The organism is Spirosoma migulaei (genome assembly GCF_054776855.1).
On record NZ_BAAHBG010000005.1, the window covers coordinates 133,422 to 156,826 of the forward strand.

The following is a 23,405-nucleotide window of genomic DNA, read 5'->3' on the forward strand; positions in this document are numbered from 1 at the left end:
AGTTAGTCGTCAGTCAGTAGCCGTTAGTGTCAAATTAGTAAAGATTTACTGATGTAACCAAGTTGGCCATTAGTTTTCTGGGATTTTTTTTTGCCGAGCCAAGCTTACTGACGACTTTTGACGTTTGACTAACGACTTTCTGGTATGTCTGTTGCAATCCGCACTTCCCAAAATGTTCTAGTAGAGTACGAACCTGCCAGCATTGGCGAACGGATTCTGGCAGCCATCATTGATTACGTTGTCATTTTTGGCTGGATTATGCTGACGTTGGCCCTGCCGAGTTCGATGGGTTTTCGGGTTAACAGTTTCTATAGCTTTTTGGTCCTCTTTCCCGTAGTTGTCTATGACTTAGTCAGCGAATGGCTGCTCAACGGGCGAAGCCTCGGTAAAATAGCGATGAAAATTCGCGTGGTTATGCTGGATGGCTCACCGCCAGGCCTGGGTGCCTATCTCATTCGCTGGTTACTCCGAATTATAGAGTCCGTTGCGTTTCTGGGTGGTATTGTGCCAATTATCACCGTAGCCGCTAACGGGAAAGGGCAACGATTAGGCGATATTGCAGCAGGTACAACGGTTGTTCGACTAAAACCAGCCGTCACGCTGGACGATGTAATTCTGCGGCCCTTCGTTGAGAATTACGCCGTTCAGTTTCCCGATGTTCGGCTACTTTCTGATCGTGATATTAGTGTAGTTCGCAATGTGGTACGCATGAACGATGAACAGGTTCTGATGCGTACTGCCGATAAAGTAAAGGAAGTAACCGGTATTCGCAGCGATATCGGAAACCGGGAGTTTCTGCTTACGGTTATCAATGACTATCAATTTATAACAGCACAGTAATGTCTGGGCCAAGTGGGAGCTTGGCCTGGGATACATTTAACGGGCTAAGCCGGAGCTTGGCCCAGACTCTTATGCTCGACTCAATCAAATCGCTCGCTCATCAATACGCGGCTGACCTTATCAAGACCCGCCGACATCTGCATGCTCACCCTGAACTTTCCTTTCAGGAGCGAAATACGGCCCGCTTTGTGGCTGATCAACTGAAAGCGATTGGCATAACTCCGCAGGAAGGGGTTGCCGATACCGGATTAGTCGCCATTATCGAAGGCCGAAATAGTCATTCGGCTGGTTCGCGAGTGGTTGCCCTGCGTGCCGATATGGACGCATTGCCAATCCACGAAGCCAACGATGTTCCCTATAAATCGACCGTGGACGGGGTCATGCATGCCTGTGGCCACGATGTGCACACGGCCAGTTTGCTGGGTGTTGCCCGTATTCTGCACGTGTTGCGCGATCAGTTCGATGGAACGGTAAAGCTGGTGTTCCAGCCGGGCGAAGAGAAAGCGCCGGGTGGCGCTTCGCTCATGATTAAGGAAGGTGTGCTCGAAAATCCGACACCTGCCAGCATGATTGGTCAGCACGTAGCTCCTAATATTCCAGTAGGTAAAATCGGTTTCCGCGAAGGTATGTACATGGCCAGTACCGATGAGTTGTATCTTACTGTTTGGGGTAAAGGTGGCCATGCTGCCATGCCCGATAATCTGGTTGACCCCGTCCTGATTGCGTCGCATATTATTGTGGCCTTACAGCAGATTATAAGCCGTAATCGCCCCCCCGCTAGCCCATCGGTATTATCCTTTGGCCGGTTCATTGCCGACGGTGTTACCAACGTCATTCCAAACGAAGTGACCATTCAGGGTACGTTTCGCTGTATGAACGAAGAATGGCGTGAAGAGGGTAAAAAACGCATGATTAAACTTGCCGAAGGGATTGCCGAAGCGATGGGGGGCTCGTGCGAGTTTACGATTGTTCACGGGTATCCATACCTGAAAAATCATCCAGAATTAACCCGGCGCGTTCGGGCGCAGGCAGTTGAGTATATGGGTGCCGAAAACGTGGTTGATCTTGATTTGTGGATGGCTGGAGAAGATTTCGCGTTCTATTCGCAGGTAGTCGATTCCTGCTTTTACCGACTTGGTACCCGCAACGAAGAACGTGGAATTATATCGGGCGTTCATACCCCAACGTTTGACATCGACGAATCGGCGCTGGAAACGGGTGCAGGCCTGATGAGTTGGCTGGCGGTACGGGAATTGGCGATGGTTTAATCCGTGATCAACGTAGTAAGCCTTTTTCTTAGTAGCGTATTAATAACCAGGCGGTTTGAAACCATCAGTTCGGTTTCAAACCGCTTGTTGTTTATAGTTGATTAGTAACTTTCTAAATAAAATCAGCACGCCAAAACTGAGTCTCCAAATTACACAATCCATTCTCCGATTGTTATACATTTGTACTTCCTTATATCGTTCTATTTGAAAGTCTAATTTGCTTTAAACCTATGAACAGAAGAGACGCCCTCATGCGGGTAGCTGCGTTCGCTGGTGCGACAATGACGTTGCCTGCGTTAGCTGATACGCTCGAAGCCTCGGCTGCCCGACGTGCCCTGACGGGCAAGCCGCTTTTCTTTACGGCCGATCAGGATGCGACCGTCGCTGAACTGGCTGATACGATTATACCAACCACGAAGACCCCCGGTGCTAAAGCTGCTAAGGTGAATGAAGTGATTGATATTATTCTGAAAGACTGCTATAAGCCCGATGATCAGCAACGCTTTTTAGAAGGCCTTGCTTTAACCAACAAACTGAGCCAGGAGGCCTACGGAAAAGCCTTTGTGCAACTCGATCCAACACAGCGTATTGAGATTGTAAAGAAACTCCAGGCGGATGACAAGGCGCAGCGGGCCCAGATGGCCGGTGCTAAAACGGCGGCTAAGGTGGAAAACTCCCAGGCCGACCTGCAAATGCCGGTTGCCAAAAAACAGTATACGCCCTTCTTCTCCATTCTGAAAGACTTGACTTTAACCGGTTATTTCACTTCTGAAATCGGTTGCACACAGGCGCTTGAATACGTGGCCGTTCCTGGTCGTTATGACGGTTGTGTTACACTCAAACCCGGCCAGAAGGCCTGGGCCATTTAATTTAGTATTAGGAGCGAGTAATGAGGAGTGAGAATTCATCCGGCATCAGCCATTCTCACTCCTTACTCCTCACTCCTCACTCCTGAAAAAAATATGAATCTCAATATCGACGCTAAAAAAGATATGACCTACGATGCAATTGTCGTTGGGTCTGGAATTTCGGGTGGATGGGCTGCGAAGGAGCTCACACAGAAAGGGTTGAAAGTGCTAATGCTGGAGCGCGGCCGGGATATCAAACACGTAGAAGGCTACGTAACCGCGACAAATAATCCCTGGGATTTTCCGCATCGGGGGCGTATAACAACCCTGGCGGCCGAAGAATATTGGGCCAATATGCGTACCGGTTACACGGCCAACGAGGAATGGCGGCACCATTTTGAGAATGATAAAGAAAACCCTTATCTCGAAAAACGTAAAGTTGACTGGATTCGGGGCTATCACGTAGGTGGCCGCTCACTGATGTGGGGCCGTCAGAGTTACCGTTGGAACAAAGAAGACTTCATGGCAAATGGCAAAGAAGGTATTGGTGTTGACTGGCCAATTCGTTATGAAGACCTGGCTCCCTGGTACGATCGTGTTGAAGCGTTTGTAGGCGTATCTGGCAGTAAGGACGGTCTGGATGTACTACCAGATGGTAACTTCCTGCCAGCGATGCAGATGAACTGCCTGGAAAAAGAAGCCAAAAAGCGCATCGAAAAGGCATTTCCTGGTCGTACGGTTACGATGGGTCGTACGGCTCACCTAACGGCTCCCAAACAGGTTCACTATGATCTGGGACGGGCGGCTTGCCAATTCCGTAACCAATGTATGCGCGGCTGTCCTTATGGGGCCTACTTTAGTACACAGGCGGCAACGCTGCCTGCGGCCATGAAAACAGGCAAGCTGACGCTACGGCCCGATTCGATTGTTTCGGAAGTACTATACGACGAGAAAAAAGGGAAGGCTACCGGTGTTCGGGTTATTGATCAGAATACGAAAGAGGTGCGGGAGTACTACGCCCGGATTATCTTCCTGAATGCATCAGCTTTTGCCAGTACGTCAATTCTGATGAATTCCAAGTCGCACCGTTTCCCGAATGGTATGGGTAATGAGTCCGATCAACTCGGTCGGAACATTATGGATCACCATTTGGCAGTGGGCGCTTCCGGAACATTTGACGGAATGGAAGACCAATACTACTACGGCCGACGGGCTAATGGCGTGTATGTACCGCGCTATCGGAACTGGGGTGGCGACAAACGGGATTATGTTCGTGGGTTTGGCTATCAGGGTGGTGCTGGCCGGGGCGGTTGGGGCCGTGGAAACGGTATGGACGGCTTTGGGGCCGACTTTAAAGAAAGCCTGACAACGCCTGGTCAGTGGACAATGAGTCTGGGTGGCTTCGGTGAAATGATCGCCGATCCTAACAACCGGATGACGCTCTCGCCTGACCAAAAAGATAAGTGGGGCCTTCCGCTCATCGTATTCGATGCAGCTTATGGCGAAAACGAACGGAAAATGCGGATTGACATGATGAACGATGCTGCCGAAATGCTGCAGGCCGCCGGTCTGAAGAATGTAACGCCCTATAACGACGAATCGAAACACCCAGGCATCGGTATCCACGAAATGGGGACAGCTCGTATGGGTCGCGATCCTAAAACGTCTGTTCTGAATGCGCACAACCAATTGCATGCTGTGAAGAATGTTTTCAATACAGACGGAGCCTGTATGACATCGGCATCTTGTGTAAACCCTTCATTAACGTACATGGCACTTACGGCTCGCGCGGCTGATTTCGCTGTGAAAGAAATGAAGAAGGGTTCGTTGTAAGGAACTGTTGTAGGTAACTATTCTTTGATTGAAGCCGTAAGCTCTGTGGGCTTACGGCTTCTTTTTGTTTAGGAGGATTGTCATTGATGCCACAAGTTCCTCTGACAATCAATGACAACGTAGGTGAAATTTGAAAAAAAGTTTTAGATAAAAATTGACGACCTGAAAACAATCCACTATTAGTAGAGTTATATGATAGAATAACAAGTAAAATACTCAACGATGAAAAAGATAATGATCATGGGATGTATGCTGGTAGCCGGCATGGCCCTAAGTGCAAATGCACAATCCACGAACACAACAACCAATGCAGGTTCGACCGGCACAACGACTGGTACCTACTCGACTAGCCCCCGGACAAACTCAGGTACAATTCAGCCGCAGACGAATACGGGCGTAAACACTACCAGTCCCCAGACAAATCCTGGTACGATTCAGACTCAGCCGCCTGCAACCAGCACCAATACAACTACACCAACTGGTGTAAATCCAAATCCTGCCAGTACGAGTACTGGCGTGAATACAAGCACAGGCACCTACCAGACCCAACCACAAACGGGTATCAACAATCCTCCGGTAGGTACTGTTAACCCGCCTGTAGGTACTACAACAGGTACAACCTATAGCACGGGAACACCGACCATGAATAGCGGTACTACCACGACGACACCGCCCGATCTACAGAATACAACAGACCGGATGAACAACGGATCAACGGGTAATAATAGCCGTCGTACCAAGAGCAAAACAACCACAACGACTCCCGCAACGACCACTACACCTGCTACCATTCCTCCCGGAAAATAAGGTAGGTGACTAATCGTAACGGAAATAATGAGGCTGGGGCCATACCTTTGCAAGGGTATGGCCCCAGTTTTTTATGGTAGAACAGACTTCGTTGATTTCGCTGAATAAATTAACCGTCCAGAGAAATGGACGCGCATTAGTACAGGAACTTTCATTTCAACTCAATTCAAACGAGTGCTGGGCGGTAATTGGGCCAACGGGCAGCGGGAAAACTACGTTTTTGCAAGCGCTTGCCGGTCAATTTCACGCTGGTCCTGCCGTATTATCCCGGCGGGTATCTACAGAATTTGTCTCCTTCAAAGAAGAATCCAGCCGGTTTTCCTATAACGGCTATTTCTACCAGCAACGCTACCAGGCTACTATGAGCGACAGCCCGGAAGGTAGCGATCCCGCTTATAAATCCATTCCAACACTTCGTACTTTTTTACAATTAACCGACTCGTCAGAGTCACTGGCGCTAATTGAGCGATTAGGTCTTACACCCTTATTGGATCGGGCATTTATTAAACTATCGAATGGTCAGACCCGGAAAGCGCGCATTGGTAAAGCGCTCCTAAAGCATCCATCGGTTTTATTGCTGGATAACCCTTTTGTAGGTCTTGATGCCGCTTTTCGGACCGAATTAACGGGTTGGTTAGGCGAACTTACGAAACATGGTTTAACACTTGTACTAGTAACAGAACCTGATGATATTCCTTCTTTTATAACGCACATAGCTGAAATGGAGAACGGCCAGATTCGGTGGGCAGGTTCTAAAGAAAATTATCGTCCTGGGGCTCCTACCTGGCCTGAAATTACTTTACCTATACTGAAAACAATTGCTCAGGTAGCTGATTTTGAGGAAGCTTTTCAGCTCCGTGATGTAACTGTTCGTTATGGTGATACGGTGATACTGAACGGCATTAATTGGGCCGTTAGGGCGGGGGAGCGCTGGGCTTTATTTGGTCCAAACGGGGCCGGTAAATCAGTTTTGTTGAGCTTGCTCTACGGCGATCATCCGCAGGCATATGCCAATCATGTAAGTGTTTTTGGGTATCGACGCGGCAAATCGGGAGAAAGTATCTGGGATGTAAAACGCCGGATTGGATTTGTCTCGCCCGAATTACATTTATACTTTCCGCAGGGGTTATCTGCCCGGCAGGTAGCGCTCACAGGGTTGACGGATACCCTTACGCCCCCAAACCGGATTTCGCCCGAGACGGAAGAAGATTTATGGAATTTACTTTCGTATTTTGGATTAACCCATCTGATCAATTGCTCATTTGGTACATTATCGGCGGGCGAGCAACGATTGGTTTTATTAGTTCGGGCTTTTCTGAAAAATGCACCTGTCTTGTTACTGGATGAGCCATTCCAGGCAATCGATTCGTTTCATGTTCACCTGGCTCGCCACCTGATTGATAGCTTTCAGAATAAGACCATTCTTTTCGTCACCCATAATCAGCGTGAGCTTCCTGATCGCATCGATAAACTCTTTTCAATTTAAACAATAGCATGTAGCTGGCAAAAAAAGAGCCATTAGATAGATCGCTCACGTATTGGCCGAAATAATCGATTAAAGTGCCCAACCTTGGCATGGTTTATGAGGAATGCGCCTTCCTTTCTCTATACCAGCGGGAAATGATCGTTTGTTGACAAAATAAAAGGAACAATCCCTTAAATGATCCAATTAGTAGATATTATTTACTAACAAAAGGCTTGGCATGAAATTCGTCTTATAACCCGGTAAGCGACATGAATTGATGACGAAACAACTACTAAATAAATTTATTGGAAATTATGGATGGGCGCTGTTTTGGCTAATGGCATTGCCAAACGTCATGGCCATGTCCTACCCATTGGCCGATACATGTCAGCATCCCGATCCGCCTGTCATTACGGGCTCGGCCAAAGCTATTTGCCGTAATGAATTGGTTACACTTACCGCAACAGGCTGCGTAGGCACCGTTATTTGGTCAAATGGGGATATTGGCAATAGCATTACTCTAAAACCTCAGCAGACCACAAAATACACGGCTATTTGTCGCGCTAAACCCGGTTGTATTAGTTGCTTTGCCGACGTCTGGAAGGTCACGGTTAATACGCCCAACGCTCCCACGGTAACAGCCTCCTCAAAGCTCATCTGTCCTAACGATGTTGCCACATTAACCGCATCGACCTGCAAAGGAACTATCCACTGGATCAGTCAGGATGGAAGTAGGCAGGATACAGGATCTGTATGGACAGGCAAATTACAGACAACAACTACCTTCCGGGCCACCTGTGAACAGAACAACTGTATTAGTAATCCATCTATTCCTGTTTCAGTACAGGTAGCCCTCCCCAGTGCACCGACGATTTCGGCCGACAAACCTGAAATCTGTGCTGGACAGTCTGTGCAGTTACGGGCATCTGGCTGTGTGGGTATCGTTCGCTGGATGGATGGAAGCGAGGGGCTCGTACGAACGGTAAACCCTAATAAAACAATACACTACAGCGCTGTATGCCAGGTTGGTTCATGCCATAGCGACAGCGCTAAAGCCGTATCGGTAGTAGTGCGTTTAGTGGATCAGAAGTTGAATTTGCTAACGACACTTACCAATGTTTGCCCCTTCCAGACGGCAGATTTGTCGAAAGCCATTACAGGACAAATTGGTTCAGTCGTACGCTATGAATTCCGAACAGCACCATCTAGTTCAGCACCTGCTGTTCAATCGCCAGGGGCGGTGACAGCCGGAACTTATTATATTTTCGGTCGTAACGCAGAAGGTTGTTATACGGAACCTGTACCCATAACTGTAACAAGCACACCTTGTAAAAATGGCATTGCACCTTGTTTGAGTAACCCAGCTACAGTGGCTATCCGGCTGGATTCGCTCGACTGGACCAAGGGTATTGTGCAACTAAAAGGGCAATTGGGTGGTTCTGCAACTCAGCCCACCTGGCAAAGCGATGGTGGAGGGCTGTTTACAGACACAGGCGTAAATGCTCGCTATTTGTTCTCAGAAAACGACCGGCAACGGGGTACAACTACTTTTATGCTTTCAGTAGCTGACCCCGATGGTAGCGGTCCCTGTGTAGGTATGTCAGCTCAACAGACCGTGAGTGCGCCATCCCGAGAATTGGTAGGTTTGAGCAAGAAAGCGAGTGAACCAATCTGGGTAGTTGACGGGAAAGAACGTTTGGTTGAATTCACTTACCAACTTATTGTGGCAAATATGGGTAAAAACGCCCTGAAACATGTTCAGGTAGCCGATAACTTAGACGTAGCGTTCTCTGGTGTAGGTGTGCAAATCCATTCCGTACGTGTACGGGCCGATAGTAATTTAGCGATTAATCCAGCCTATACAGGCCGTGGTGTCGACACAACATTAATAACTGGTGGGAGCCTGCCTGCCAACGGACATGGACGCATCTGGTTGACTGTACAGGTAAATGTGAGTCAGGCCAGCACGCTAACCTTCACGAATATAGCCTCGGCTCAGGCTATCGACGCCAATGGGGGACTTTGCCGTGACCGTTCGACAAATGGTATTGATGCCGACCCTGATCAGAATGGCAATCCAGCCGACAATGATGAACCAACAACTATTGTACTTCACTCGTTACAATCGGAAGAAAGTGAAACGGTATTTATTCCCGAGGGTTTTTCGCCCAACGGCGATGGGATTAATGATCGATTCGTTATCCAGCGAGTGCCTGTTGGGGTAACTATTCAACTGGACATTTATAATCGATGGGGAAATTTGGTTTATCAAAACACAAATTATGTGAATGATTGGGATGGTTCGTCAAATCAAGGTGTCAAAGTAGCTGATACAAAACAAGGCCTTCCCGATGGCACCTATTATTACCAGGTTCGACTGAGTGATGGACGAGAATTTGTCCGATTCCTGACACTGGCCCGATAAGTTTTTTAGCAATGATTTTAGGTCAAATTCGTTTGCCGAATGGGAGTAAAACGATTGATCGTAGGGTCTAAGTAGGACACCAATGAGTAAGAATTGGATAACGTGGATTTTGGGAGGATTTCTGTGGCTGGGCTCGATAACGGCTTGGGCACAGACCGATTCTCTGTTGCAGCAGGCTGACCGTTTGCTCAACTATAAAGCGTATGGACGAGCAATAGAAGCTTACTCGCAAATCTTAACCGAGCAGGCGGATCAGCTCACGCCTACACAAAAATCAACAGCTCAAAGCCGTATAGCGTATGCCTACAAACAGGTTGGTGATGGGCAAAAAGCGGAGCGTTATTATCGGGAAGCACTGGCTAATGGTGCTAATGAAGATCCACAACAGGTACTACAGTTTGCGCAGACACTAGTGGGTAATGGTAAATTTCAGGAAGGTCAGAAGCAATTTGAACGCTATACACAACTAAAGGATAAAGAGCCTACCCGACAATCCATCACTTCGCCACCGGGAACGAATAAGGCGGGTAGCCGAAAAGAAGCGGTAAAATATCGGTTAGAATATCTGGCGTTTAATACATCTGGAGAAGAGTTTAGTCCAGCCTTTTACCAGGACGGGCTCGTGTATGTGGCCGGGAAAAAAGGTGGCTCGGCTATTGAAACAACCGGCAGTGGGGGAGGATCAGGTTATCTGGATCTGCTGTACATACCCAACCGAAATAACCTGAAAGCAGCTAGTATCATTAATGCGGATGGTAGCACCAGTAAAGCTTCTAATGAACGGGCTAAAACCGATCGACAGACTGATAATAGCAACTATGGACGCCAAACGGCTAATGACTCGCCAAGGGTTCCAAATTTTAGTGAAGGAATTAACATCTCATCGGGATTAGGCTACGAAGTGAGTCCCCAAAATGCGTCGAAACGATTTAGTCGTACACTTAATACGAAATATCACGAAGGTCCAGCTACATTCTCACAGGATGGTTCACAAATTATTTTTACCCGTAATAATTACAACAATGGTCGGGCAAATAAGAGTACAGAAGGGGTAAATAAGCTTAAACTCTACACGGCGATCCAGCAAAACGGTGCCTGGACAGATATTGTTGAGCTACCTTTCAATAGTGATGAATATTCGGTTGGTCATCCTGCGCTGAGCCACGATGATGCATTACTCTACTTCGCATCGGATATGCCCGGTGGCTTTGGGGGTACTGATCTATACGTTACCCGTTTTCAGGATGGGCGATGGAGCCGCCCGGTCAATCTGGGGAGTACGATTAACACAAAAGGCAACGAATTATTTCCCTTTGTCGATGAAGGCGGTAACCTGTATTTCTCGACGGATGGCCATAAGGGTCTGGGTGGATTAGATGTGTTTTTTGCAACCTTAAGCCAGGGCATCACCGTTCAATCGGTGGAGCATCTCGACGCGCCAATTAACTCCCCGCAGGATGACTTTGGGTTGATTACAGATGCGAACCGTCAGGGAGGTTATTTTAGTAGTAACCGGCGGGATGGCAATGATGATATTTACCGATTTGTGCGGGAAAGCTCACTATATGGTTGTCGCGATCTGGTCATCCGACTGTACGATACAAATACCGAACAGCCTCTGGATAGTGTTAACGTTTTGGTTAAATCACGGGGAGAGGGTCGTCCAGATAAAACCCTGACCAGTGACCAGAACGGGTACGTCAGAATTTGCCTGGAAGGAACGAATGACTTTATTTTCCAGGCCAGTCGCGACGGCTACATTAACAGTACGGTAGGCTTTACAAACCGCGCTATAACAGACGATCAACCCAGTCGACTTGAGATTGGCCTGATAAAGCCAACGGTTATTATGGATACGATTCCGGCGGTAAATACCACCGTTGCGCTAACCCGTTCGCGGGTTCGTGGAGTGGTGGTGAGTGAACGGGATCATCGCCCAATTGAGGGAGTAACGGTCAAACTCCGTAATGAATGCGACCGCACCCAGCTTGAGTACGTAACCGGACCCGATGGGCGCTATACATTCGATATCAATGAGGGCTGCGATTATACATTAGTAGCCTCGAAGCCTGCATTTGGCACGAACACCAATAAAATAAAGCGGTTACCTAAAAAGGCCAAACCTAAAGAGCTGTCCGCTGATTTGAAGATGCTCAGTGTGGGGGATGTAGTAACGATCGACAATATTTACTACGACCTTGACCAGTCCAGCCTTCGGCCCGATGCTTCGCGCGAGTTAGATAAAGTCGTAGCAACCATGCGCAAGTACCCAACGCTGATTATCGAAATTCGCTCCCATACCGATAGCCGGGGTGACGCTGAACGCAACAAAGTGCTGTCCTTGCAACGTGCCAAAGCAGTGGCTAACTACTTAGTATCGAAAGGAATCAGCCGTCGGCGTATGGCCACCCTGGGCATGGGCGAATCGCAATTAGTGAACAACTGTACTGATGGCGTGATTTGTACCGAAGCGGAGCACCAGCGTAACCGCCGAACGGAATTTAAAGTTGTGGCGATAAAGTAGGAATGATGAATGATGAATGATGAATGATGAATGATGAATGATGAATGATATTTTATTTCGCAGCGTTTATCTTGCGTGACCTAGTGTCGGCCCAGGTGTAATTATTAGTCATTCATCATTCATCATTTATCATTGCTTACATTCCCTTCCTGCAAAATCAACCTCGGCTTACGGATCACTGAAAAGCGGTCTGACGGCTTTCATAACCTGCAATCGTGCTTTTATCCCGTTAGCTGGGGTGATGTGCTGGAAATAATTCCGGCTGATAAATTTAGCTTTAGTAGTAGCGGTTTACTCATTCCCGGCGATCTCCAGGGCAATCTTTGTGTTCGGGCTTATTCACTATTGAAAGCCGACGTTGATCTTCCACCTGTTCAAATGCACCTCCATAAACTTGTACCGATTGGGGCTGGACTAGGTGGAGGTTCCGCTGATGCAGCTTTTGTATTGAGAGCACTCAATGAACAATTTGAGTTGGGGCTGAGTGTTTCCCAATTGGAAGATTATGCCCGTCAGCTTGGCAGTGACTGCGCTTTTTTTATCCAGAATCGGCCGTTGTACTGTGTAGAAAAAGGCGATGTATTTTCGGAGATTCCGCTTGACCTGACGGGCTACCATATCGTGCTCGTTTACCCAAATCTGGCTATTTCCACCGCCGAGGCCTACGCTGGTGTTCGACCTCGCCAACCTGAAATCTCGTTGTTCGAGCAATTACAAATGCCGATTGATAGCTGGCGCGATACGGTGCATAATGATTTTGAAGATAGCCTGTTTCCCCGATATCCGGTTTTGGCTCAGATTAAGCAGCAGCTTTATGAGGCTGGAGCTGTATACGCTAGCATGAGCGGTTCGGGATCAACGGTGTACGGAATTTTCAATACCCCTATTGTTACCCCAAACCAATTTTCGGCCTATCGCGTTTGGAAAGGAGAATTATAAAAAAAGTTTGTAGTTTGTGGTTCGTAGTGTATGTCGGACTACTAAGCCTGAAACGGGCTGCCTTGTGGAACTACCAACAGCGCATTACCAACTATTAAGCACTCTATGAGCAATTTCGTGACCAAACGGCGAGAGCCGTTCCGTTTTATGGTCTGGATGGGTATTGCCAGTAGTGTAATGATTTTCACGATGTTGTTGGTGGCCTATGTAGTTCGTCGGACTGGATCAGGGTGGGCCACAATAAAGCTGCCTACTGTCTTTTTAATCAGTACCGTCGTGATCATGTTGAGCAGTTTTACACTCAACAACGCCACATTGGCATTCCGGCACGAACGCTTCGCAAGCTACCGAACTAATTTAGCCACTACACTTGGATTGGGGATTCTCTTTATGCTATTACAAGGCTGGGGTTGGCGGCAAATGGTTCTGGCTGGTATTGGACTAAAGAGCAACCCCGCTGGCGGATTCATCTACATTATATCCGGAATTCATTTGCTTCACATTCTGGTTGGTCTGATTTTCCTTGGGATTATTTTGGGAGAAGCCCTACTCCGCCGACCCTATATCGACTCATTTGTATATAGTGTAAATCCACCAAACCGGCTTAAAATCAAACTAATTACGCTTTATTGGCATTTTGTCGACATCCTTTGGATCGGCTTGTTTCTTTTTCTGCTTGTTCATCATGGCATCAATTGGCACCTGTCTTTATAGCAACTAGCTGATTTTAGGGCTTTATCGCGTTATTTGTAGTAAATAATACAGTTGTTACGTACCAGAACTTCATGAAAAGAATCATTCTCTGGGCTGGATTGTGGTTGTTAAGCTTACCATCCTTCGCTCAAACGTCTTCATCAACACCCGCGCCGGGTTCAAAATATGACCCTCTTGCGCTATTCCACCCGTTATTTAACATGCAGCCTGGGAATGACTATCGTACCGGTAGTGGTGCACCTGGGCCTAATTACTGGCAGAATCGGTCAGATTATCAGATCAACGTTACGCTCGATGATCAGAAAAATACCATTACGGGCGAAGTGACGATTACCTACAAAAATAACTCCCCCGAGTCCCTAGCCTACTTGTGGCTTCAATTGGATCAGAATGCCTTTAGCGATACCTCACGGGCGGCTAAAACGACACCTGTTTCGGGTGGCCGATTTGGGAATCTGGGCTTTGCGGGTGGACTGACTATCTCAAGCGTAACCGTCGATGAGGGCAAGGGCAAGTTTGTGGCAACTCCTTACGAAATTACGGATACCCGTATGCAGGTGCGCCTGACCGAACCCGTAAAACCAAAGGGTGACGTTGTAAAGGTCAAAGTGGCCTATAGCTTCAAAATTCCAGAATACGGCTCCGACCGGATGGGTCAGCTTCAGCGTAAGGATGGAATAATCTATGAGATTGCCCAATGGTACCCACGTATGTGTGTATATGATGACATCGAAGGCTGGAACGTGCTTCCTTATCTGGGTGCAGGTGAGTTCTACCTCGACTACGGCGATTATGAATACACCGTTACGGCTCCCTGGGATCATATTGTGGTAGGCTCCGGTGAATTACTGAATCCAAACGACGTGCTGACTGCCGAACAGATTAAACGACTGGATCAGGCCCGTAAAAGTGATCAAACCGTGATTATTCGGGGAAAAGATGAGGTGACGAATGCGAATAGCCGCCCGAAAAAGTCTGGTACGCTGACCTGGAAATTCCGTTGCCTGAATACGCGCGACGTAGCCTGGGCTTCGTCACGCGCCTTTGTATGGGATGCTGCCAAAATGAATCTGCCAAGTGGTAAAGCGGCCCTCGCCCAATCAGTTTACCCAGCCGAAAGTGCAACCAATGATTCCTGGAATCGCTCAACGGAATATGTGAAAGGATGCGTTGAGTTCTATTCCAAGTATCTGTACGAATTCAGCTACCCTGTAGCGACGAATGTGGCGGGTATAGTGGGTGGTATGGAGTATCCCGGAATTATTTTCTGTGATCATAAAGACAAGAAAGATGCACTTTGGGGAGTAACAGACCACGAGTTTGGCCATAACTGGTTCCCGATGATTGTGGGAAACAACGAGCGTAAGTTTCCCTGGATGGACGAAGGTTTTAATACCTTTATCAATACTCTTTCGACGGCTAATTTCAATAAGGGCGAATACAACCGCGAGCGCGGCACGATGCACGATCTGGCACCCGCCTTATTCTACCCTGCCGAGCCAATCATGACCATCCCTGATGTTCAGCAGGCAAGGGCTTTGGGTATTCTGGCCTATTACAAGCCAGGTATGGGGCTGAAACTTCTACGTGATGTAATTCTCGGTCCTGATCGCTTCGACTTTGCCTTCCGAAATTACGTGAATCGCTGGGCGTTCAAACACCCGACTCCCTATGATTTCTTCCGCAGCATTGAAGATGGCGCTGGTGAAGATTTAGGCTGGTTCTGGCGAGGATTCTTCTACGAGACCTGGAAACTAGACCAAAGCGTTAAAGAAGTGAAATACGTTGACGGTGCGGCTGATAAAGGATCACTGATCTCGATTGAAAACCTCGAAAAAATGGCCATGCCCGTTACTATTGAAGTGACAGAATCCAACGGTAAGAAAGGTCGCGTGAATCTGCCTGTAGAAGTCTGGCAGCGGGGTGGTTCCTGGACGTTTAAATACAATTCGACCTCACCCCTGAAAACGGTTGTTATTGACCCCGACGAAAAACTGCCGGATGTCAATGAAAAGAACAACGTTTGGCGGGCAGAAGCGCAGTAGGAGAGTATAAATGGAGGAAGGGGAAGAGAAGGAGTAAAGGAAAAAAGGTTGGCGTGAAAAGCTCCTTTTCCCTTTACTCCCTCTCCTCCCCTTCCTCCATTTATACTTCTACCAACATAGCTCCATACGAATAACCGCCCCCGAACACGGTGATGACGATCCGTTGGCCCTTTTGAAATGTATCCCACTTTTCAGACAGTGCGATGGCACAACCGGCACAGCCCGTATTTCCGTAGCGTTGAATATTAGAAATCAGTTTCTCTTCTGGTAAGCCAAGGGTGTTCATTACGTTCCTGGATATCCGTAGATTAGCCTGGTGGGGCAAAATGTAATCTACATCGGCCAGGGTCAGTCCGCATCGTTCAAGCACTTGTAGGCTAGCCTTAGGCATGTATTGACAGGCGTTGATAAAGACATCGCGTCCGTGGGGCATAGTAACACCACCATCGGCAGGTTTCATCATCACACCCGTAGTCGCTTTGGGTGTATGTGCAGCTCCACCTGTCAAGAGGCCTTTAATGGAAAAATCCCCTTCGCTCTGCCGTTCCTTCGTAATCAGTAGGGCTGCTGCACCATCTCCCCATAAATGCCCGGAAATAGTATCCTGTTCATTATAGTAAAGCGTATTATGCTCCGATACGATGACGAGCGCATAACTAGCTTTGTTTAAGGCAAAGTAACCTTCAACGACCTCAATTGCATTAAGAAGTGACGAGCAGGCAGATGAAATTGAAACCGCTGGAATATCGGCTATACCGAGATAATGCTGGGCTTCATGAGCAATGGAAACAATTGTATCGTAAGGCGTATAGGTTCCGCCTACAATCAAATCAACTTTGGAGAGATCGGCTTTATCCTGAAGTTGCTTAACAACCTCAATGGTCATGGTATTCGTATTCTCGCCGGGAGCAGCTTTTCGTCGCTCCACAATTCCAGTGCGTTCGATAATCCAGTCGCTGGACAGGCCATTGAGCTGGGTAAAATGTTCGTTGCCAACTACCTGGGTTGGTAGGTAATGGCTTACTGCGTGAATGTACATCAGGCCAAATAAGTTGGGCTATCACTCAGATAACCCTTAATTAATGTCTAAAGTTAAATCCTTCCGGGAAAACGTAGTATTGAACATTGGAACAATACCACAAACTATTCAATATGTCTTGTTTTTGTCCTAATACCAGGCTTGTTAAACACCAGAAAGTATGCGTTCATAAAAAATAAGCAGCTTACGAGCCTCACTAGTCCAGTTGTAAAATTGCTCTACAGCCCTAAAACCCCGCTGACCCATGAGTCGCGCTGCATCTGGATGATCCGCTAGGTAGATGAGTGCTTCTGCAAGTTGAGCTGGCTTATAAGGCGAAACACAGAATCCGCATTGATGACGTTCGACTATATCCTGATACAAAGTAAAATCTGAGGTAATAACAGGTAAACCCAGGGCCATATATTCAAATAACTTGGTAGGGTACGATTCAGGATAGTCACCTACGGGTTTAAGTAATGCTAGCCCCACTGTTGCACCAACGGCCTGTTTGAAAGCGATCCGTTGATCGGTATAGCCATAGAAGTGTATATTATCCTGAACATCACTAAAAAAAGGAAGCGTAGCCAGATCACGTTCAGTAAACCTACGTTGACCGAACAAATGCAGATTGAAATTTGGATAAGTTGTCTTGAGTTGAGCCAGCGCTTCGACAAGCGTATCGAACGCCCGCTCGAAACTGAGCCAGCCAATATAGAAAAACGATGGCTGCGCAAGGTTAGGGCTATAGGGCTGTTGAAATGGTTCAAGAAAGGGAAGTAATGGATAATTGTAGATCACTTCGTGAGGCTTGGCCAGCGTTGTATAGGTATTCAGATAGCCATGTTCAGTAAAAATCAGGTAGAATTGTTTTCGAGCGAGATGGTCAAACCAAGCGAATACAGTTGTCAGCAAAAAACCATTATTGATGGTTTTAAGATGCATTTTTTTGTGTAGATTTTCCTGTACTTCATAAATGACTTTCGCTCCCAGCAGTTGAAATACATAGGCAAATGGCAGAAATTCGGGTACATACACATGCACAAGTTTCGGGCGTAACCATAGGCATCGAAGTAGAATAAACGGGCAGGTCAACAGAATTCGCCAGATAACACGTCGGAAGTAGGGTAACCGGATAAAATGAATTGCGGGAGCAATAGTAGGATCAGCATTGGGTAGGGCACAAAATACCTCGTATTGTTCAGAAAGGGTCTGGCATTGTTTGAAGACTATTCGCGGGTCTTGCGGTTGGTGAGCAGTACTAACATGCAGAACACGAACTTTTCTCATAAAACACGGCCATAACTGCTGGGGCAATTCTGACTCCTAATCATTTTATTATGCCAAAAGTACGCAGTTCTTCGTCAATCTTTTGATTCCAGCGCTCCTGAGCTGCCTGATTGATACTGTGATTCGTTTCATCGTCGTACTGAGTCTGCATGCGGTTCAGTTCACGGTAGGACTCAATGAATTGGTATTGAGCAATGCTGTTGTAATCTTCCAGGGTCAGACTATCTGGATGAAGCCTGCGTTTAAATCGCTCGACAATAATTTTTGTAATGTCAAAATGGCGCTGCTCGTGATTTAATGCATAAGCTGTTCTGGCATCGGATCGCCCCCAGGATGAAGTTTTCAGCATATACGCTTTTGCATTCAGGTTAAGAATAATAACGCCATCCTTAACCGTGCTTTTACCCTCGTAGGAGAAACTGGTAAAGACTTCGGCAGCATAATGGCTCCCTTTACGCGGTGCAGCCTGGAAATCGGCCCAGGTTAATTTTCGGGTAGGATTGTAGTGTACCGTATCATCATCCGTAATTCGCGTATCATCGATAAAGTTAATTTTGAGGCTGCGGGCTAACTTCTCATTGCGCCCGCTTTCCCGATTCATGTACTCATTTAGGGTCTTTAAGGAAGAAACAAGTGCTTGACGAATAGTTTGTTCAATCACCGATGTCTGATCAATAGGTCGTGTATAATTTGCACTCCCTCTATAATCAGTTAGCTGGGTGCTGGTTTCAGTTCCTGCGTCATCTTTGCCCAATAGTTCAAATGTAACTGCAAAGGTGAATTGACCGGTTACACGAGTACCTTTTGCCGTCTCGCTCACTCGGCACTGGCGGATTCGCATAGCAATAGGGCGCAACTTCTTATTTTGTTTCAGCCCCTGGTTAATAAATTGCTGGAAACTAGCAGCTACCCCTCGCTCTAAGTCAACGGGGTAAACAGGTTGGTTAGGGACCAAAGCTAAGCGGGCAATGGGACCTCCTTCTGTACGTTGATCCGTAATCGTAGCAATGTAAAACTCTTTAGGAGTAAAGGGCAACGATTCAGAGCGCAGCCGAATGGAGGAGCCTGGTTGCTGAAACGATAGAAACAGCAAGCCGATTAATAGCGAAAATAATCGGAGAGAAAAATGCATTAAGCCAACAGACCTATAGTTCGGTCATATACCTTCAGTAACGAAATCGTGAGGCTAATCGTACCGATCGTAAAACTTCCGGTAGATTCGGAAACCTGCTCAGTGAGCGTCCATAAACCTAGTTCATTTTTTCGCCAGACCTCGATCTCAACTGCCTGTGAGTTAATTAAGATATACTCTTGAAACGAAGGAATTTTTCGATATCGTTGAAATTTTCGACCTCGGTCATAGTCTTCTGTCCCATCCGATAAAACTTCAATGAGCACGACCGGATTAAGCAGGTTATCGAATTCATCGTCTATTAATTGTGGTTCTCCACACACGATCACAATATCAGGATAGGCAAACAGGGTCGTTTCGGGTAAATGAACGCGCATGTCCGAAGAGAACGATTGACAGTCACTTCCCCGTAATGCAATATAAATTTCACCCGATACATTTTCTTTGATACGATTGTGTTGTTTAGATCCGCCTGCCATTGGTAAAATTTCTCCCTGATAATATTCACTTTTTTCAAGGGCAACACGCTCCATGGACAGATACGCTTCCTGCGTAATGAATTGTCGTTGTTCTGCTATCATTACCTTAAAAAATTATCCCTCCAATTTGTATCAGCTAAGATACGAATGGGAGGGATGGGAATCAATGTATTTATATGGCTAGTCAATCAGCATTGCCTTGCCACTCAGTATGTCGTTTTCTACTGTTTTGTACTTCACATCCCGTTTTACCGAGCCGTCACCGTATTGCACATTGACACGGGCATTGCGGTCCAGTTTTGCTACGCGTACCGGTGCCTGGCGTTGAGCAGGCATTGGTGGTGCCCCAGCGCCCATCGCGTCATTTTCGGCCATACGACGGGCGTATTCCTCAGGACCAGTAGCCAGGTGATCATCATCGAAGTCTTCAATATTGGTATGAAGCTTCGGTTGTGGCTGCGGACGGCGTTGCGTTGGCGCCTGACGGATTTCCTGCTGTATTTCCTGGGCTTCCTGTGCTGGAATGTCGGCTTTGGTCAGGAAGTTGATGGTATCAAAATTGACCTTATTGAGGAATCGCTTGAACAATTCTACTGACTCAAACTTGTACACCAGCAAGGGGTCTTTCTGCTCAAACACGGCATTCTGTACCGATTGCTTCAGATCGTCCATTTCGCGGAGGTGTTCCTTCCACTCCTGGTCAATAACGGATAGCGTTACGGCTTTTTCCATTTCCGTCACGATTTCGCGACCACCACTTTCAACAGCCTTTTGCAGATCAGCCACAACCGTTAATTCATGAATACCATCCGAAAATGGTACGACGATGTTTTTAATCTGGTGGCCCTGCTCATTCAGCACCTGGGTTAAAATCGGCAGCGCTTTATCGGCAATGGCGTGATTCTTCGCCTGATAATTGGCTTCTGCTTCGTTATAGAGATGCCGAATCTGATCCGGTTTTTTCTTGGCAGCAAACTCTTGAGCAGTCAGCGTCGGTGAAAGTCCCAGTGTGGTTAACAACTGAAGTTTTACTTCTTCGTAGTTTCCTTCCGAATTGTTGACGGTTTCTTCAACCACATCATACATTGTATTGGCAATGTCGAGTGGCAAACGGTCGCCAAACAACGCATTCCGACGACGTTTGTAGATGGCTTCACGCTGATAATTCATGACGTCATCGTATTCAAGCAGCCGTTTCCGAATGCCGAAGTTATTTTCTTCGACTTTCTTCTGGGCCCGTTCGATCGATTTCGTAATCATCGAGTGCTGAATAACCTCGCCTTCTTCGAGACCCATGCGGTCCATCACTTTGGCAATTCGCTCCGACCCGAACAAGCGCATCAGACTATCTTCAAGTGAAACGAAGAACTGCGATGTCCCAGGGTCACCCTGACGGCCTGCCCGGCCACGCAACTGCCGGTCTACCCGACGTGATTCGTGGCGTTCAGTACCGATAATGGCCAGGCCACCAGCGGCACGTGATTCTGGCGTTAACTTAATATCTGTACCCCGGCCAGCCATGTTGGTTGCAATCGTAACCGTGCCAGGAAAACCTGCGGAGGCTACAATTTCGGCTTCACGCTGGTGATACTTCGCGTTCAGAACCTGGTGCTGTATCTTACGCATGGTCAGAAAACGGCTCAGTAATTCAGAGTTTTCAACCGATGTTGTACCAACGAGTACAGGGCGTCCTTTCTCAACCAGGCTGGCGATTTCGTCAACTACTGCGTTGTATTTTTCGCGCACTGAGCGATATACTTTGTCTTCTTCGTCGGCCCGGCTAATAGCCCGGTTCGTTGGAATGACGACAACGTCCATTTTGTAAATCTGCCAGAATTCCGAGGCTTCCGTCTCAGCTGTACCCGTCATACCTGCCCGCTTGTGATACATACGGAAGTAGTTCTGGAGTGTAACCGTCGCGTAGGTTTGTGTGGCATCTTCAACCTTCACATTTTCCTTGGCTTCAACGGCCTGGTGCAATCCGTCCGACCAACGCCGGCCTTCCATAATCCGGCCTGTTTGCTCATCAACAATTTTCACCTTGCCGTCCATGATGACGTACTCGGTGTCTTTCTCGAACAACGTGAATGCTTTCAGTAATTGGTTAACCGTATTGATCCGTTGCGTTTTAACGGCGTAGTCACGGATAACGGCTTCTTTATGGAGAATTTTCTCCTGCTCCGAAAATTCCGCGTCTTTTTCAATGACGTTGAGGTCGATTGACAGATCCGGGAGAATGAAGAAGTTAGGATCTTCGCCCGAGCCGGTAATATAGTCGATGCCTTTTTCGGTTAAATCGATACCATTATGGCGCTCATCAATGGTAAAATAGAGCGGGGCATCCGCTTCGGGCATCAGTTTCTGGTTTTCGGCCAGATAAATCGATTCTGTTTTTTGAAGTAATGCTTTGTTACCTGTTTCCGATAGAAACTTAATAAGGGGCTTATGTTTGGGTAGACCGCGATGTGCCCTAAACAAAGACAGGCCACCTTCTTTTTCATCACCAGCCGCAATTTTCTTTTTGGCATCGTTCAGGAAATCGTACACTAACTTACGTTGTGCTTCCACCACGCGTGCCACACGGGGTTTCAATTCGATATAATCCTGCTCATCGCCACGAGGTACAGGACCGCTAATGATCAGCGGGGTACGGGCATCATCAATCAGGACTGAGTCAACCTCATCCACCATGGCATAATGGTGTTTCCGTTGAACCAGTTCGCTTGGTTCCCGGGCCATGTTATCGCGGAGGTAATCAAAACCGAACTCGTTATTAGTACCATAGGTAATATCGGCGAGATAGGCGTTTTTCCGCTGGTCAGAATTAGGCTGATGCTTGTCGATACAATCTACCCGAAGGCCATGAAACTCAAACAGAGGTGCCATCCATTCGGAGTCACGCTTGGCCAGGTAATCATTGACCGTTACAATATGCACACCTCGCCCCGCCAGACCATTCAGGAAGGCTGGGAAAGTAGCCACGAGGGTTTTACCCTCACCCGTGGCCATTTCGGCAATTTTGCCCTGGTGCAATACAACGCCCCCAATAATCTGAACATCGTAGTGAACCATGTCCCATTTAACCTGGGTTCCGGCGGCATCCCAACGGTTAGCCCAATGAGCCTGTTCGCCATCAATCGTAATGTGTTTCTTGCGGGAGGCAATTTCACGATCAACGTCTGTAGCAGTTACTGTTAACTGGTCATTTTCGGTAAACCGGCGAGCCGTTTCTTTTACAACCGCGAAAGCACGAGGTAAAATATCAAGAAGGACACGCTCTAACTCTGTATTGCGGTCGGCCTCTAGTTTGTCGATCTGATTGAAGAGGTGTTCTTTCTCGTTGACATCTACATCAGGGTGACTAGCCTGTTCGCTCAACTCAGCGATCTGGTTATCAATATCGGCCAACTCATCCGCAATCTGAGCTTTAAGCGAGGCCGAAACCTGCCGCAATTCATCGTTGGATAAATCCTTTAATCGGACAAATTCGGTGTTGACTTTTTCGACATAAGGGAGCAGTTCTTTGATGTCCCGTTGCGATTTGGTCCCGAAAAATTTAGCTATGAGATTAATCATTTCTTTTTAGTCATTAGTCACCAGTCAATCGTATCGGAATCTCCAGGTTTACCATTGACTACTGACTGTTTTGCCTACAAATTTAGTGCATTACAGCGGGACTACAAGGTAAATGCCTGCCCGCCAGCGATGCCTTATTATAAGGGAACGGAGTTTTGAAAGGAATCTATTACTTTTGCAGTTCAAATTTTGGCCCAATCGC

At 47.3% G+C, this 23,405-nt stretch carries 16 protein-coding genes; 11 read left to right on the forward strand and 5 right to left on the reverse strand.

The features are described 5' to 3' along the window. Positions 1 to 144: 144 nt before the first annotated feature. The 11 genes from ACYVGO_RS06090 to ACYVGO_RS06140 all read left to right on the forward strand — a co-directional run bounded on the left by ACYVGO_RS06090 (position 145) and on the right by ACYVGO_RS06140 (position 15,708). Positions 145 to 840: an RDD family protein gene (locus ACYVGO_RS06090; RefSeq protein ID WP_142776106.1), complete on the forward strand. Its 696-nt coding sequence runs from the start codon at positions 145 to 147 to the stop codon at positions 838 to 840. A 71-nt stretch (positions 841 to 911) separates the two neighbouring features. Then, positions 912 to 2,108: a M20 metallopeptidase family protein gene (locus ACYVGO_RS06095; protein WP_142776105.1), complete on the forward strand. Its 1,197-nt coding sequence runs from the start codon at positions 912 to 914 to the stop codon at positions 2,106 to 2,108. A 230-nt stretch (positions 2,109 to 2,338) separates the two neighbouring features. Beyond that, positions 2,339 to 2,977, forward strand: a complete 639-nt coding sequence (locus tag ACYVGO_RS06100) for a gluconate 2-dehydrogenase subunit 3 family protein (RefSeq protein ID WP_246859347.1) — start codon at positions 2,339 to 2,341, stop codon at positions 2,975 to 2,977. 93 nt (positions 2,978 to 3,070) lie between these two features. After that, positions 3,071 to 4,789 carry a GMC oxidoreductase gene (locus ACYVGO_RS06105; RefSeq protein WP_142776104.1) on the forward strand — a complete coding sequence of 573 codons (1,719 nt, stop codon included), beginning with the start codon at positions 3,071 to 3,073 and terminating at the stop codon, positions 4,787 to 4,789. A gap of 222 nt (positions 4,790 to 5,011) precedes the next feature. Continuing rightward, complete coding sequence (locus ACYVGO_RS06110; protein ID WP_142776103.1) at positions 5,012 to 5,596, forward strand: hypothetical protein; 585 nt, start codon at positions 5,012 to 5,014, stop codon at positions 5,594 to 5,596. 73 nt (positions 5,597 to 5,669) lie between these two features. Further along, positions 5,670 to 7,082 carry an ATP-binding cassette domain-containing protein gene (locus tag ACYVGO_RS06115; protein ID WP_460968337.1) on the forward strand — a complete coding sequence of 471 codons (1,413 nt, stop codon included), beginning with the start codon at positions 5,670 to 5,672 and terminating at the stop codon, positions 7,080 to 7,082. Between the two features lie 256 nt (positions 7,083 to 7,338). Then, entirely contained in the window at positions 7,339 to 9,486 is a 2,148-nt protein-coding gene (locus tag ACYVGO_RS06120; protein WP_460968339.1) for a T9SS type B sorting domain-containing protein, read from the forward strand. Positions 9,487 to 9,568: 82 nt separating this feature from the next. Beyond that, positions 9,569 to 12,010 (forward strand): OmpA family protein, encoded by a 2,442-nt coding sequence (locus tag ACYVGO_RS06125; RefSeq protein WP_460968341.1) that lies wholly within the window; start codon positions 9,569 to 9,571, stop codon positions 12,008 to 12,010. Positions 12,011 to 12,142: 132 nt separating this feature from the next. Beyond that, a complete protein-coding gene (ispE, locus tag ACYVGO_RS06130) occupies positions 12,143 to 12,949 on the forward strand; it encodes a 4-(cytidine 5'-diphospho)-2-C-methyl-D-erythritol kinase (protein WP_460968343.1) in 807 nt (268 codons plus the stop codon). A gap of 105 nt (positions 12,950 to 13,054) precedes the next feature. After that, a complete protein-coding gene (locus ACYVGO_RS06135; RefSeq protein WP_142776095.1) occupies positions 13,055 to 13,663 on the forward strand; it encodes a cytochrome c oxidase subunit 3 in 609 nt (202 codons plus the stop codon). 71 nt (positions 13,664 to 13,734) lie between these two features. Then, the gene (locus ACYVGO_RS06140; RefSeq protein WP_460968346.1) at positions 13,735 to 15,708 is read left to right on the forward strand and encodes a M1 family metallopeptidase; all 1,974 of its coding nucleotides are present in this window, start codon (positions 13,735 to 13,737) and stop codon (positions 15,706 to 15,708) included. Positions 15,709 to 15,808: 100 nt separating this feature from the next. Here the strand turns inward: ACYVGO_RS06140 and ACYVGO_RS06145 are convergent, their stop codons facing one another. The 5 genes from ACYVGO_RS06145 to secA all read right to left on the reverse strand — a co-directional run bounded on the left by ACYVGO_RS06145 (position 15,809) and on the right by secA (position 23,203). After that, entirely contained in the window at positions 15,809 to 16,747 is a 939-nt protein-coding gene (locus tag ACYVGO_RS06145; protein ID WP_142776093.1) for a 3-oxoacyl-ACP synthase III family protein, read from the reverse strand. Between the two features lie 144 nt (positions 16,748 to 16,891). Beyond that, entirely contained in the window at positions 16,892 to 18,016 is a 1,125-nt protein-coding gene (locus ACYVGO_RS06150; protein WP_460968348.1) for a glycosyltransferase, read from the reverse strand. Between the two features lie 40 nt (positions 18,017 to 18,056). Next, positions 18,057 to 19,148 carry a hypothetical protein gene (locus ACYVGO_RS06155; RefSeq protein ID WP_460968350.1) on the reverse strand — a complete coding sequence of 364 codons (1,092 nt, stop codon included), beginning with the start codon at positions 19,146 to 19,148 and terminating at the stop codon, positions 18,057 to 18,059. After that, a complete protein-coding gene (locus ACYVGO_RS06160) occupies positions 19,148 to 19,729 on the reverse strand; it encodes a Uma2 family endonuclease (RefSeq protein ID WP_460968352.1) in 582 nt (193 codons plus the stop codon). Before ACYVGO_RS06160 ends, ACYVGO_RS06155 begins: the two co-directional genes overlap by 1 nt. 78 nt (positions 19,730 to 19,807) lie before the next feature. Then, positions 19,808 to 23,203, reverse strand: a complete 3,396-nt coding sequence (gene secA, locus ACYVGO_RS06165; RefSeq protein WP_460968354.1) for a preprotein translocase subunit SecA — start codon at positions 23,201 to 23,203, stop codon at positions 19,808 to 19,810. Positions 23,204 to 23,405 lie beyond the last annotated feature (202 nt).